The following is a 14,144-nucleotide window of genomic DNA, read 5'->3' on the forward strand; positions in this document are numbered from 1 at the left end:
TCGAATGGAGAATGACGTTAATGCGGCGCAAAGCAGACTTCACCCCGGCCTGATCCAGCGGCGCTTTCTCAGCGCGCCTGCCCCGCCGCTTCACCCCACGGCACGCCCCTGCTCCGCCTCCGCCGCATTCGGATCGCCCGGTGCCGTCGCCCAGGCGAGCTCCACCAGCGTCACCGTCCGCCGCCCGACCCCGTCGAGCTGGCACACGATCAGCCCCTGCTCCTCGATGTAGGTCAGCAGGCGCCGGGCGCGGCGTAGCGAGTGCGAGCCGTAGGCACGGGCGATCGCGGCATCGCTTGGGCAGGGCCAGCCCTCCTTGGCGGCGCGGGCGATCATCATGAACACGCCTTGCATGTCCTCGGGCAGCAGCGAGGCGCGCGCCGAGACGTCCTGCCAGGCGTCGTTGCCTGCCATGTCGGAGCCGAGCCCGGCGCGGGCGCGGGTCAGCATGCGGCGAAACTCCGGCAGGTCCGGCACGACCGCGGCGAGGCCCTCGATGCGGCAGCGGACCACGAACTCCTGATAGAGCACGCCGATGACGCGGAAGCCGGCATCGGGTTGCGCCAAGAGGCGGCTGATGGTGTCGGGACTGCGAGCAGCGCGGCATTCGCGGTCGGCTACGAAAGCGGGATGCCGAAGAGGCGAGAGGCAGAACCTTGGCCGCAGCATGAGCAGGCCGTGAGCAGCGATGAAGCCGGCAAAGGTCATCCTCAGGAGGCTAAGCGGTCGGCCGGAAATAGCCGATGTCGCGCTTGCCTTGCCGGGAAATATACCGTCCGTCAGGTCCCTCCATAGCGCCAATCATCGCGCACGTCCTCCCGATCAGCGCGAAAATCAGCGTGGAGCGATCTCTGCGACGAGATCGTTCGTCGTCTTGACCCCAGCCATGAAGCCGGCGGCATTGAATTCGTTCATGACGAAGAAAGCGCCGACGCCGCGTGTCGGTGCAATCGCAACATAGAGAAACATCCCTTGCAGGCCGCCGCTCTTCTGGAGGATGAGCGGGCGATGCTCGTTAGGGAGCATGATGACCCATCCGAGACCCATGGCGTCCATCGGCCCGCCGTCATCCAGCCCCATCACCGACGCGAGCCCGTCCCGGTACAAAAAAGCCGCGTGGTTCAAAAGGCGCAACTCGGCGTCGGCCGCGGAAGGCTTGTTGTCGACATGCCAGTTCATCCAGCGCAGCAGGTCGTCCGCGGTCGAGTACAATCCACCGGCGCACTCCATGGCTGTGCTCGTCGGCACGATTGGCATGGGGCTGCCGTCGAAGTTATGGCCCTGCATCAGGCGCGGCTCGTCCTCCGGTCTTGGGTTGAAAGCCGTGTCTTTCATGCCGAGGGGATCGAGGACACGCTCTCGAAGGACCTCGGCATAAGGCTTTCCAGAGACATTCGCGAGCGCCGCTCCGAGGAGGTCGTATCCGAAGTTCGAATAGAGAACGGCGGTGCCCGGCGCGAACAGCAGCGGATTGTCCTTGAGGGCGGCAATCTGCGCCTCTTTGGTGTTCGTAGAGAAAGGGTCTGAGGGGGGCGCCTCGGCCACTGGCACCTCCCGCGGAAGGCCGGAAGCTTGCGCGACGAGATCGATCAGGCGGAGGGCGCGGCCGTCCTTCTCCGGGAGCGTGACGTCCCAGCCAAGGCGATCCTGCAGCCGGTCGGTGAGTTGTACCTTGCCGTCGATCGCCAGCGAGGAAAGCACACCGCCGCAGAACACTTTGCTCACGGACGCGATGCGGAACATTGTGTCGCCGTCGGGCACTTTTTCACTCCCGTCGGCAATCTTGCCGAAACCGGCCAAGGCCGTCTCGCCGTTGCGGACGGCGCCGAAGATCAGGCCAGGCACCTTGGTGGAGAGATACAGGATCGTACCGTTGAACTGCACCGCTTCCGTCAGCAGCTTGTCCTCGGCATGTCCATAAGAGGGAAGGGTGACGGCTGCGATTGCCGTCAAAGCGATGGCCATAAGTCGGCGCGATCGAGACAAACGCATTGCCAAAATCCTTTGATAAAGCTGCAGAATAAAATCTTCGGAAAAAGGGCCGCGTAGTATCTTACCATCTCTCCAGAAGCAGGAGATGTCAACAGAATGAACCGAAGGGGTAATCGGCGGAGGTAGCGTAGGTTCGGCGGATATTTGCGCTACAGTCCTGCCGTATTTCTTGTCTTCGTCAGTTGATCGCGGCTGATCTCTTCATTGGCAAACCGACCCGCTGATAATTTAGAAGATATGTAAAGCGCCGTCGGCAAGAGGGAGTGCTGTAGCGTCGAACAACTTACAATAGCGGATCTGCGTCGCGCCAATCGTCGTCGTATGATGAAGACCGCGCTCGGCCGCCGCCTCACCCCACCGCACTCCGCTGCTCCGCCTCCACCGCATTCGGATCGCCCGGCGCCGTCGCCCAGGCCAGCTCCACGAGCGTCACCGTCCGCCGTCCGCCCCCGTCAAGCTGACACACGATCAGCCTCTGCTCCTCGATATAGGTCAGCAGGCGCCGTGCGCGGCGTAGCGAGTGCGAGCCGTAGGCGCGGGCGATCGCGGCGTCGCTCGGGCAGGGCCAGCCTTCCTTCGCCGCGCGGGCGATCATCATGAAGACGCCTTGCATGTCCTCGGGCAGCAGCGAGGCGCGCGCCGAGACGTCCTGCCAGGCATCGTCGCCTATCATGTCGGAGCCGAGCCCGGCGCGGGCGCGCGTCAGCATGCGGCGGAACTCCGGCAGGTCCGGCACGACCGAGGCGAGGCCTTCTATGCGGCAGCGGACGACGAACTCCTGATAGAGCACCCCGATGACGCGGAAGCCGGCATCGGGCTGCGCCAGCACGGCGCGCAGCACCCGGTCGACGCGCTCGCGCCGCTCCGCCAGATCCTCGGCGCTGATCGGCGGCTCCACCGGTTCGGGGCGGATTTCCAGCGCCGCCGATTTCGCCGCCATCAGCTGATCGAGCAGGTCCGGCGACGAGCGGCGCTGCGGCCGGACGGTTTCCGGCGGCGGCGCCGCCAGGATGATGGCGCGCGCATCCTCCAGCGCCGATTCCGGCAGCGGCATCAGGCGCGGGGTCGCGTTGCGCGGACTCGTATCGGTCGGGCCGATGCGCAGACCGAGCGGACGGCGCGACAGCGCCGGGCCGAGCGCCATGAACTGCCCGCGCTCGAGGTCGCGAAAAGCTTCCGCCTGGCGCCGCTCCATGCCGAGAAGATCGGCGGCGCGCGCCATGTCGATGTCCAGAAAAGTCCGGCCCATGAGGAAATTGGAAGCCTCGGCGGCGACGTTCTTGGCGAGCTTGGCCAGCCGCTGGGTGGCGATGATGCCGGCCAGCCCGCGCTTGCGGCCACGGCACATCAAATTGGTCATGGCGCCGAGCGAGAGTTTGCGCGCCTCGTCGGAAACCTCGCCGGCAACCGCCGGCGCGAACAGCTGCGCCTCGTCTACCACCACCAGCATCGGATACCAGTGGTCGCGGGCGACCTCGAACAGCCCGCCGAGAAAGGCGGCGGCGCGCCGCATCTGGTTCTCGGCGTCGAGCCCCTCGAGATTGAGCACCGTGGAGACGCGGTGGATGCGCGCCCGCTCGCCGGCGCTCTGCAGGCCGCGCTCGGTATGCTCCTCGGCATCGATCACCAGATGGCCGAAACGGTCGCCCAGCGTGACGAAGTCGCCTTCGGGATCGATGATGGTCTGCTGTACCCAGGGCGCACTCTGCTCCAAGAGCCGGCGCAGCAGATGGGATTTGCCGGAACCCGAATTGCCCTGCACCAGAAGCCGCGTCGCCAGCAGTTCCTCAAGATCCAGCGCCGCCGGGGCGCCCGCGCTCGTCTGGCCCATCTCGATCGCAACGGTCATGTCCGACTCTCCTTGGGGAGAGGGCTTATCAACCGCATCACAGCCCGTCGAGCGCGCCATGGCCGGCGCTCCGTGTTGCGCACAGGCTGGATGCTGCTAGGGTCAAAGATACGAAACGTACCGTTTCGATTCGAGACTGCCGCTAAGGGGTGGATTCTTGTCCATCGCATCGGCAACCGGATCAAACCGATCGCCCAAAGCCTTCATTGACGCGATGGAGATCGAGCGGCCGAAGCCGGTTTTTTGCGGACATTTGCCCGCTCCTCCAGGTCTCGCCAGAAGCCAAGCACTGTCGCCACGATCGCTTCCGGCGCGTCCTCCTGCATAAGATGCTTCGCGTTCGGCACGACATGGAAGGAAGCACTCGAAATGCGGCGCGCGAGCTCGCGACCGTCATCGATGGGAATCCACTGGTCGTCCTCGCCCCACAGGATGGCAACGGGGCAACGAATCTCGCCGTAGCGCCACTCGACCTCTTGCGAGTATTTGTCATCCATCTGAGCGACCTGGCGCCAGAAGGCTTTTTGGCCTTCAGCTCCCAGCCACGGTGCGAGGTAGAGCGCCATCTCTTCCTCGCGCAGCGCATTCGCTACGGCGCCGCCGATGTAGGCGCGCAGGATTGCTTCATGAATGTAGTGCGGAAGGCCGGAAAAGACCGCCTCGTGTTTCTTGGCGGCCTGAACAAGTGGTGAGCCTTGCGGGCTGATTGCGACCGGATCGATCAGCACCAGCGACCGATAGTCGAGCCCATTGAGCAAATGACCGCGTAACGCTGTTGAGCCGCCGAAATCATGCGCGACGACATCGGGGGCACGCAGGCCCCAATGATCGTAAAGGGCCGCGAAAAGCTCGTTCTGCATGCCACGAGACACGTCGCTATCGGGTTTATCAGATCGACCATAGCCGAGCATGTCAAAGCAATAGATTCGCCTCTGTTGGCCGAGCAAAGGCGCAATTCTGCGCCATGCCGACGATGAGAAAGGCGTGCCATGCAGCAATACCGCGGGTGAGCCCTCGCCCATCGCGCCCCAGGCGATCGAGTTCCCTTGAAAGGTGAAGCGTTCAGGAAGAGGCCAGTCCGCTGTCGCCATCAGTCTCTCCTCCGATCCTCGCGCAGCCAGAGACCTACCCAACGGCAACTCATGGATCAGGTTCCAATGGTCCGCCTTTCACCGGCTGGCCTGCTTGGCCCTCGGCGATCCGGCGCGCGCAGCCGCTGCAAGAATGCTCTCCATCAGGTCCTTTTCGCGCAGCGGTTTGCCGAGCAGCGGCACGTCGGGGGGCCGGTCGGCGATCGCGTCGGCGTCGGCATATCCGGTTATCATCACCGCCGGCCAATCGGACCGCAGATTGCGGGCGAACCGGATGACTTCGAGCCCCGAGACGAGCGGCATGGCAAAATCGGTGACGATGACATCGAAATCGTACGGCGCCCGCTCGATCATCGCCAGCGCTTCCGCACCGCCCCCGGCGCAGGTAACCGCAAAGCCATGTTGGCGAAGCGATTGCGCCGTCAGTTCCCGCAGTACATTGCTGTCGTCAATCAGCAGGACCGACGGATAGTCCTCGCCGGCATTCACGACGGTGTTGTCGGCATCGGACTTGTCGGCGATTTCCACCGGGCGCTCGATTGAACGCGGCAGCCAGAGCTGGACGGATGTTCCACTGCCGACGGTGCTCTCAATGCGGAGCGTGCCGCCCGATTGCTTGACGAAGCCATGCACCGTGCTCAGACCGAGGCCAGTGCCCTTGCCGACCGGTTTTGTGGTGAAGAACGGTTCGACGACCTTGGCGAGAATGTCGGCCGGTATGCCCGACCCCGTATCCTTGACGGTGACCACGACATAGTCGCCCGCCGAAATATCCTCGGCTGCACTGCCTAGCGTTCGATTTTGCGCCTCCACGATTATCGTGCCGCCGGACGGCATGGCATCGCGCGCGTTGAAAACCAGGTTCATCAGCGCCAGCTCCAGCTGGCCGGCATCGACATGCGCCGGCCACACCGTGTCGTCGACAAGCCAATCGAAACGGATCAGGCCGCCCAGAACCGGGGCCACCAACCCGTTCATGGTGCCGCCAAGCGCAGCGAGGCGCACGGCCTGCGGCCTCAGTGTCTGGCGGCGCGAGAACGCAAGCATGCGGTTGACGAGCTCGGCGCCTTGTTTTGCCGACCGGCGCGTCAGTTCCAGAACTTGCCTGGCCTGTCCATCGAACTCGGCGTGGCGCTCGAGCAATCCCAATCCGCTGAGAATTGCGGCAAGCAGATTGTTGAAATCATGCGCCAGGCCGCCGGTAAGCTTGCCAATCGCGTCGAGGCGCTGCGATTGCAGCAGCTGGTTCTCAAGCTCGCGCCGCTCGGTAACGTCCAGCAATGTGCCGAGGATCTCGGGCCTCTGGCCATCGGAACCGTTCGACAGGACGCCCTGGTCGAGGAAAATCCGGTAATTGCCGTCGGCGCATTGCCAGCGGAATTCGCAGGTGTAGGAGCCGATGGCCTTGGCTGCGAGCAGGGCTTGCCTCACTCTCGGCAGATCGTCGGGATGAACCCGGCTTAGGCCGAAGCCTGGATCGGAGGTCAGCCGTTCGGCAGGAAAGCCGGTCAAGCGTTCGACCCCTTCGGTGACAAAGCTGGCGCCGAACGGCGGCTCCGCCGCCCTTGCGTGGAAGCAGACCGGAAGAGAGCTCAAAATGGCATGCTGCCGCTCCTGGGCGCTACGCAGCGCCCGCTCGGCCTCGAGTTTTTCCTGCTGCGCCTGCAGTGCCTGGGCCAGCAGCCGTTGCTCGGCAGCCGCCTTTTGCTGGATTTCGAGCGTCTTCTCATGAAGTTCGACGAACACGGCTACCTTGGAACGCAGCATGGCCGGGTCGAAGGGCTTGAACACGTAATCCACCGCGCCGGCGTCATAGCCGCGCAGCATGTGGGCGTCTTCCTTGTTGATGGCGGTGAGAAAGATTATCGGCGTTCGCCTGGATTGCTCGCGCTGGCGAATCAATCCAGCGGTCTCGTAGCCGTCCAGCCGAGGCATCAGCACATCCAGCAGGATGACTGCGAAATCCTCTTTCAGCAGAGCGCGCAGCGCCTCTTCGCCCGACTGCACGCAGACGACTTCGCCGACAGGGGCCAGAACCTCGCCGATCGCCAGCAGATTGCGCTCGTCGTCATCCACGGCCAGGATGCGCGCCTTTGCCGGCCCTGTCGCCGGGGCCATAACCTCCAGCTTCCTCGCTCCGTTTCTCGACAGTTTCTGCATCGAGCGGCCGTCAGTTCACTGCCATGAGCGTCTTTTCCGGACGATGGACACGGGATCGCGAGCGGCCGATCCAGACACGCAGCAAGGCCAGCAGCAGGTCGAGGTCGACCGGCTTGGCGATATAGTCAGAGGCGCCGGCGTCGAGGCACTTCTGCCGGTCGCCCTTCATTGCCTTGGCGGTAACCGAGATCAACGGGATATGGGCGATTGCCGGCATGCCGCGGATCTGCCGCATCGTCTCGTAGCCGTCCATCTCCGGCATCATGATATCGATCAATGCGGCGTCGATATCCGGGCTCTGCTCCAGAAGCGCAATACCTTCCCTACCGCGCTCCGCGTGCAGCACCTGGATGTCATAGGTCTCAAGTACGCTGGTGAGCGAATAGATGTTGCGGATGTCGTCGTCGACGATGAGGACCTTTGCGCCGGCGAGGTCGAATTTATCCGGCTGTTCGGCTGCCGAACTGTCGTGGCCTCGCCCCGGGAGCGTTGCGGATATCAGGAGAGCCAGCTGCGCGAAATTCTCCGCCCGCGGAACGTCCGCCAATGCCGGATGCAAGGCGAGCGACTGTTGCAGCGCTTCCGGATGCGGCGCGAAGAACAACAGTCGCGACACGGACTGCCCGAACAGGACGGCAATCTCATCCAGCATCTGGGCGTTGTCCTTGGCCGAGCGGCCAAGGCCGAGCACAACGGCATCATAGCCGGCGATGCCGATGTCGTCGGCATTCGCCGCGACGCGGCCGATCGCGGTGACCGAGGTGACGCCGTCGCGGATCGCCTCGATCAACGAGAGACGGCGCTCGGGATCGGTATCGGCAATCAGAACGCGGCGCTGGACGCGGAGCTTTCTGGAGTGAATGTCCTGGAAGACCTTCATCAGTTCGTCCGCCGACACGGGCTTGGTTGAAATGGTGGATGCGCCCTTGCGGGCAAGCACCTCGATATCTTCGGCACCCGAGATGACATGGACGGGAATGTCCTTGGTTTTCGGGTCATGGCGAAGCAGATCGAACAACACCCAGCCGTCGATATCCCATAGTCCGAGATCCAGCGTGATCGCATCGGGAACCAGCTTGCGGGCCAAAGCCAGCGTGCCAGAGCCCGCGGTCGACAGGACGCCCTTCAGCCCGGCCGAACGCGCCAGGCCGAGCAGCAAACCGCCAAAGGTCGGGTCGTCCTCGACGATCAGCACGACCCTATCTTCCGGTGAGATCGTATCGCGGTCATCAAGCAATTCGGAGGATGGCGGGCTCGGCTGCGCCGTCGTCGCGACCACCTCCATCGCCGGCAGCAAGGCCGCTTGCGGGGCCAAGGCCATCCGAGGTCCGTCGAACGGGATGACCAGCGTGAACGTCGAACCCTTGCCCGGCGTGCTCTCGACCCGCAATTCGCCGCCGATCAGCCGGGCGATCTCCCGGCTGATCGAGAGCCCAAGCCCGGTGCCGCCATATTTGCGACTGGTGGTGCCGTCGGCCTGCTGGAAGGCCTCGAAAATCAGCTTCTGCTTGTCCTGCGCAATACCGATGCCCGTATCGGTGACCGCGATAGCGAGCGCTTCCATCGGTTGCACCGAGCCGTTGTGACGGCCAGTCTTTTCGGCCCGGAAATTCAAGCTGACTTCGCCCTCGGAGGTGAACTTGAACGCGTTCGACAAGAGGTTGAGCACAATCTGCTGCAAGCGCTTCTCGTCGGTGCGGACGGTCTCCGGAAGCTCGGGATCGACGTTGATGGCGAAGCCAAGCCCCTTGTCGGTCGCGAGCTGCCGGAAGGTTCGCTCCATATGCTGGCGAAGATGCACCACCGGCATGTCGTTGATATCGATCGAGACGGTACCCGATTCGATCTTCGACAGATCGAGGATATCGTTGATGAGGCTCAAAAGGTCGGTGCCGGCCGAGTTGATGGTGCGCGCGAACTCGACCTGCTTGTCGTTGAGATTGCCTTGCTGGTTGGTTGCGAGCAGGTTTGAAAGGATGAGCAGCGAGTTCAGCGGCGTACGCAGTTCGTGGCTCATATTGGCGAGGAATTCCGACTTGTATTTCGAGGTAAGCGCCAGCTGCTCGGCCTTCTCCTCCAGCGCACGGCGCGCCATCTCGATTTCGAGGTTCTTGTTCTCCACCTGCTTCTTTTCGTTCTCGAGCAGCTGCGCCTTTTCCTGCAGCTCCTCGTTGGTGGCGTGCAGCTCTTCCTGCTTTTTGGTCAGCTCGGTCTGACGCGCCTGCAGCTCCGAGGTCAGCAGCTGCGACTGCTTGAGCAGGCCTTCGGTGCGCATGGTGGCGGCGATGGTGTTGAGAACGATGCCGACGGATTCCATCAGCTGGTTGAGGAATGACTGGTGCGTGTCGCGGAATTCGCTGAACGAGGCGAGTTCGATGACGGCCTTCACCTCGTCCTCGAACAGAGCCGGAAGAATGATCACGTTGGCCGGCGCGGCATTGCCAAGGCCCGACGTGACGCGCAGGAAATTCGGCGGCACATTGTCCAGCATGATGGCGCGCTTGTCGGCGGCACTTTGCCCGACAAGGCCTTCGCGCAGATCGAGGCGTTGCTTGATCTCCGCCTTGCTTTCGGCGCCATAGGAGGCGGCGAGTTCCAGATAGAATTCATCCTCGTCGCGGTTGGTCACGTAGAACACGCCATATTGCGCATTCACCAGCGGCGCGAGTTCGGACATGATGAGACGCGAGACCGTGGCCAGGTCGCGCTCGCCCTGCAGCATGCGCGAGAACCGGGCGAGATTGGTCTTCAGCCAGTCCTGCTCGGCATTCTTCAGCGTCTGGTCCTTCAGATTGCGGATCATCTCGTTGATGTTGTCCTTCAGCGCCGCGACCTCGCCGGAGGCCTGGACGCTGATCGAGCGGGTCAAATCGCCCTTGGTCACCGCCGTCGACACCTCGGCAATCGCGCGCACCTGCGTGGTCAGATTGGCGGCGAGCTGATTGACGTTGTCGGTCAGGTCGCGCCAAAGGCCGGCAGCGCCGGGCACACGGGCTTGGCCGCCGAGCTTGCCTTCGATGCCCACTTCGCGGGCGACGTTGGTGACCTGGTCGGCGAAGGTCGCAAGCGTCTCGATCATGCCGTTGATGGTGTCGGCGAGCGAGGCGATCTCGCCCTTGGCATCGACCGTCAGCTTGCGCTTGAGATTGCCTTGCGCGACCGCGGTCACGACATCGGCGATGCCGCGCACCTGGTTGGTCAGGTTCGTCGCCATCAGATTGACGTTGTCGGTCAGGTCCTTCCAGGTGCCGGCGACGCCCTCCACCCGTGCCTGGCCGCCAAGTTTGCCCTCGGTGCCGACCTCGCGGGCGACACGCGTCACTTCGCCGGCAAAGGAGTTCAACTGGTCGACCATGGTGTTGATGGTCGATTTCAGCTCCAGGATCTCGCCCTTGACGTCGACGGTGATCTTCTTCGATAGGTCGCCGCGCGCCACTGCGGTGGTGACCTCGGCGATGTTGCGAACCTGGCCGGTCAGGTTCTCGGCCATCGAATTCACATTGTCGGTCAGATCTTTCCAGGTGCCGGCAACGCCGCGCACCTGCGCCTGGCCGCCGAGCTTGCCCTCGGTGCCGACCTCGCGCGCCACGCGCGTCACTTCCGAGGCAAAGGAATTCAGCTGGTCGACCATCGTATTGATGGTGTCCTTCAGCTCGAGGATCTCGCCGCGCACGTCGACCGTGATCTTCTTCGACAGATCGCCAAGCGCCACCGCAGTCGTCACCTCGGCGATGTTGCGCACCTGCCCGGTCAGGTTGGCGGCCATCGCATTGACGTTGTCGGTCAGGTCCTTCCAGGTGCCGGCAACGCCGCGCACCTGCGCCTGGCCGCCGAGCTTGCCGTCGGAACCGACTTCGCGCGCCACGCGCGTCACCTCGGAGGCGAAGGAATTCAGCTGGTCGACCATCGTGTTGATGACGTCCTTGATCTGCAGGATCTCGCCCAATGCATCGACCGTGATCTTCTGGGTGAGGTCGCCGGTCGCAATTGCCGTCGCCACCTTGGACACGTCGCGCAACTGCACGGTCAGATTGCCGGCCATGGCATTGACGTTGTCGGTCAAATCTTTCCAGGTGCCGCCGACACCCTCGACATGCGCCTGGCCGCCGAGCTTGCCTTCCGATCCCACTTCGCGCGCCACACGCGTCACTTCCGAGGCGAAGGAATTGAGCTGGTCGACCATCGTGTTGACGGTGTCCTTGAGCTCCAGGATTTCGCCCTTGACGTCGACGGTGATCTTCTTCGACAGGTCGCCGCGGGCCACGGCGGTCGTCACCTCGGCAATGTTGCGCACCTGGCCGGTCAGGTTGGCGGCCATCAGGTTGACGTTGTCGGTCAGATCCTTCCAGGTGCCGCCGACGCCCTTCACCTCGGCCTGGCCGCCGAGCTTGCCTTCGGTGCCGACCTCGCGCGCCACACGCGTCACTTCCGAGGCGAAGGAGTTCAATTGGTCGACCATCGTGTTGATGGTGTCCTTGAGCTCGAGGATTTCGCCTTGCACGGCGACGGTGATCTTCTTCGACAAGTCGCCCGAAGCAACCGCGGTCGTCACCTCGGCGATGTTGCGGACCTGGCCGGTCAGGTTCTCGGCCATCGAATTGACGTTGTCGGTCAAGTCCTTCCAGGTGCCGGCAACGCCGCGCACCTGCGCCTGGCCGCCGAGCTTGCCCTCGGTGCCGACTTCGCGGGCGACGCGCGTCACTTCGCCGGCAAATGAGTTCAGCTGGTCGACCATGGTGTTGATGGTTGATTTCAGCTCGAGGATCTCGCCCTTGACGTCGACCGTGATCTTCTTCGACAGGTCGCCAAGCGCCACAGCAGTGGTCACCTCGGCGATATTGCGCACCTGGCCGGTCAGGTTCTCTGCCATGAGGTTGACGTTGTCGGTCAGGTCCTTCCAGGTGCCGCCGACACCTTCGACGCGCGCCTGGCCGCCGAGCTTGCCTTCTGTACCGACCTCGCGCGCAACGCGCGTCACTTCCGAGGCGAAGGAATTGAGCTGGTCGACCATCGTGTTGATGGTGTTCTTGAGCTCGAGGATTTCGCCCTTCACATCGACGGTGATCTTCTTCGACAGGTCGCCGGAAGCGACGGCGGTCGTCACCTCGGCGATGTTGCGCACCTGCCCGGTCAGGTTCGTCGCCATGGCGTTGACGTTGTCGGTCAGGTCCTTCCAGGTCCCGGCCACACCTTTCACGCGGGCCTGGCCGCCGAGCTTGCCTTCGGTGCCGACCTCGCGCGCCACGCGCGTCACCTCCGAGGCGAAGGAGGCCAGTTGCCCGACCATGGTGTTGACGATCTTGCCGATGCGCAGGAATTCGCCGCGCAACTGCCGGCCGTCGATTTCGACCATCATCGTCTGCGACAGGTCGCCTTTGGCGACCGCGCCGATGACGCGCGCCACTTCGGCCGTCGGCTGAACCATGTCCTCGATCAGATCGTTGACGGAACGGACGCTCGATTCCCAACTGCCGGTAGCGTTGCGGACACGGCCGCGTTCGCCGATCCGGCCATCCTTGCCGACGACCTTGCTGAGGCGTTCGAACTCGCGCGTGACCTGATCGTTGAGTTCTACGATTTCGTTGAAGGTGTCGGCGATCTCGGAATCGAGGCCGGTGTAGACATTATCGATGCGAACGGAGAAATCACCGCTCCGAAAAGCCTTCAGCGCGTTCAGTATTTGACGGTGGTCCAATTGCCTTGTGGATGCAAGCACGCTCACAGCGCCCCTCCCAGCTCACGGATTTCTTGAATGTCCTGGTGAAACTGTCCCCTGCGGCCGACACAACTCCCCGCAAGCGCAATAACGCGGCATGCTCGATTTGGTTCCAGACGAAATTGCCGCTATGCGGCAGGAATTTCGCAGCCGCATTCACGAAACGACGAGCAACAAAGATCCATAATGGTTTATCGATCACTATTTATGCCAAACGGAACATCTCGAAAAAACTCTCGTTGGGTATAGATCGCGATAGAACGATGCAACTCGATGGAGACACTAAGATGATGAAAATTCTCTCTGCATTCCTACTTGCTATCGGCCTGGCCACATCTGCCATGGCACAATCGATGGGCTCCGGGACCGGTAGCGCCGATGGCAATACCGGCGTCAACACAGGCACTTCCGGCGGCAACATCGGGACCGGCAGCGCAACTACCCCGAACACCATCGATCCGAACGCAACGAACGCCACCACGCCGCAGACAAACGGTATGGAGGACCGCTGCAAGGATACGGCGGGCAGCGATACCGACAACAATACCCCCAGCGGCGCCATGACGTCGGATATGCAGAACTGCAACAAGTAACGGAGTTTTGCTCAGCGGTCATTTCAGCCCGCTGCCTGGTTCAGACCCGGCGCTCGCGGTTCAAACCACAGCCAGAAAAATGCACTGACCGGGCACGGGCTCACTACTTTTGGACCGGCGAGCCCAAGCCGGGCGGCCGACTACACTAGTCTCAGCTAGGTTCCGCGATAGGCGGCGGGCAGCCCGGGAGCGCAAAGAGTGGGGGAGTCATTTCCAAGCCAGTTATATGCGACGATGGCTTAGTCCAATTTAATGGACGATTTCGGTTAAGCGCTGCAACTGATAAAACAGTTAGGAAACAGTTCGCACTCTCGCTGAAAACAGCGGCGGAACAGTGTCCGATGCGCACTGAAAACAGTGAAGGAACAGCGACCCGGGCAAGAGAATTTCATGCCTGAAAACAGACCGGAAACAGACGGGACGCGACCCTGGATTCTGGCGCACTATATCCAGACTCCAATAGCGCGCGACGAATGGGATTCGCGACCAGTACGCGCGCCAGGGGGAGTTAGCTCAAAGAACCTGTATTAGGTGGCAGTTAGATAGTGTCTCAGTTTGAAATTTTGCCGGTCGCCGCTCGTCTGTCGCACCGCGCACGGCGCACGACCGGCCGAACCAAAGAAGAGGCGCGCTCCCTTGTTTCGCGCCGTATCCCCATCTCTCATGATTGCTGACAATGGCCTTTGACATAAGCTGCAGCCCGCCGATCCGATCGGCGGTCGAGGCACTTGTACGGCGGATAT

The 14,144-nt window shown here is 62.8% G+C and carries 6 protein-coding genes and 1 pseudogene; 1 reads left to right on the forward strand and 6 read right to left on the reverse strand.

Annotated features, from left to right (window positions below):
• Nucleotides 1-90 precede the first annotated feature (90 nt).
• The 6 genes and pseudogenes from NKI01_RS22175 to NKI01_RS22200 form a co-directional block, all read right to left on the reverse strand.
• Nucleotides 91-567 (reverse strand): annotated as a pseudogene (locus tag NKI01_RS22175) (ATP-binding protein); the annotation flags it as partial.
• Between the two features lie 267 nt (nucleotides 568-834).
• Nucleotides 835-1,992 (reverse strand): D-alanyl-D-alanine-carboxypeptidase/endopeptidase AmpH, encoded by a 1,158-nt coding sequence (gene ampH, locus NKI01_RS22180; protein ID WP_352911738.1) that lies wholly within the window; start codon nucleotides 1,990-1,992, stop codon nucleotides 835-837.
• 349 nt (nucleotides 1,993-2,341) lie between these two features.
• Nucleotides 2,342-3,841 (reverse strand): helicase HerA domain-containing protein, encoded by a 1,500-nt coding sequence (locus NKI01_RS22185; protein WP_352495732.1) that lies wholly within the window; start codon nucleotides 3,839-3,841, stop codon nucleotides 2,342-2,344.
• Between the two features lie 203 nt (nucleotides 3,842-4,044).
• Nucleotides 4,045-4,932 carry an alpha/beta fold hydrolase gene (locus NKI01_RS22190; protein ID WP_352911742.1) on the reverse strand — a complete coding sequence of 296 codons (888 nt, stop codon included), beginning with the start codon at nucleotides 4,930-4,932 and terminating at the stop codon, nucleotides 4,045-4,047.
• A gap of 78 nt (nucleotides 4,933-5,010) precedes the next feature.
• Nucleotides 5,011-7,050, reverse strand: coding sequence for a PAS domain-containing hybrid sensor histidine kinase/response regulator (locus tag NKI01_RS22195; RefSeq protein ID WP_245278536.1), 2,040 nt, complete (start codon nucleotides 7,048-7,050; stop codon nucleotides 5,011-5,013).
• Nucleotides 7,051-7,102: 52 nt separating this feature from the next.
• Nucleotides 7,103-12,808, reverse strand: coding sequence for a HAMP domain-containing protein (locus tag NKI01_RS22200; RefSeq protein ID WP_352964615.1), 5,706 nt, complete (start codon nucleotides 12,806-12,808; stop codon nucleotides 7,103-7,105).
• Nucleotides 12,809-12,852: 44 nt separating this feature from the next.
• Here NKI01_RS22200 and NKI01_RS22205 point away from each other — a divergent pair, with 44 nt between their 5' ends.
• Nucleotides 12,853-13,401: a hypothetical protein gene (locus NKI01_RS22205; protein WP_352964610.1), complete on the forward strand. Its 549-nt coding sequence runs from the start codon at nucleotides 12,853-12,855 to the stop codon at nucleotides 13,399-13,401.
• Nucleotides 13,402-14,144 lie beyond the last annotated feature (743 nt).

Origin of the sequence: Mesorhizobium sp. M0815 (genome assembly GCF_040319995.1) — a bacterium.
GTDB lineage: Bacteria > Pseudomonadota > Alphaproteobacteria > Rhizobiales > Rhizobiaceae > Mesorhizobium.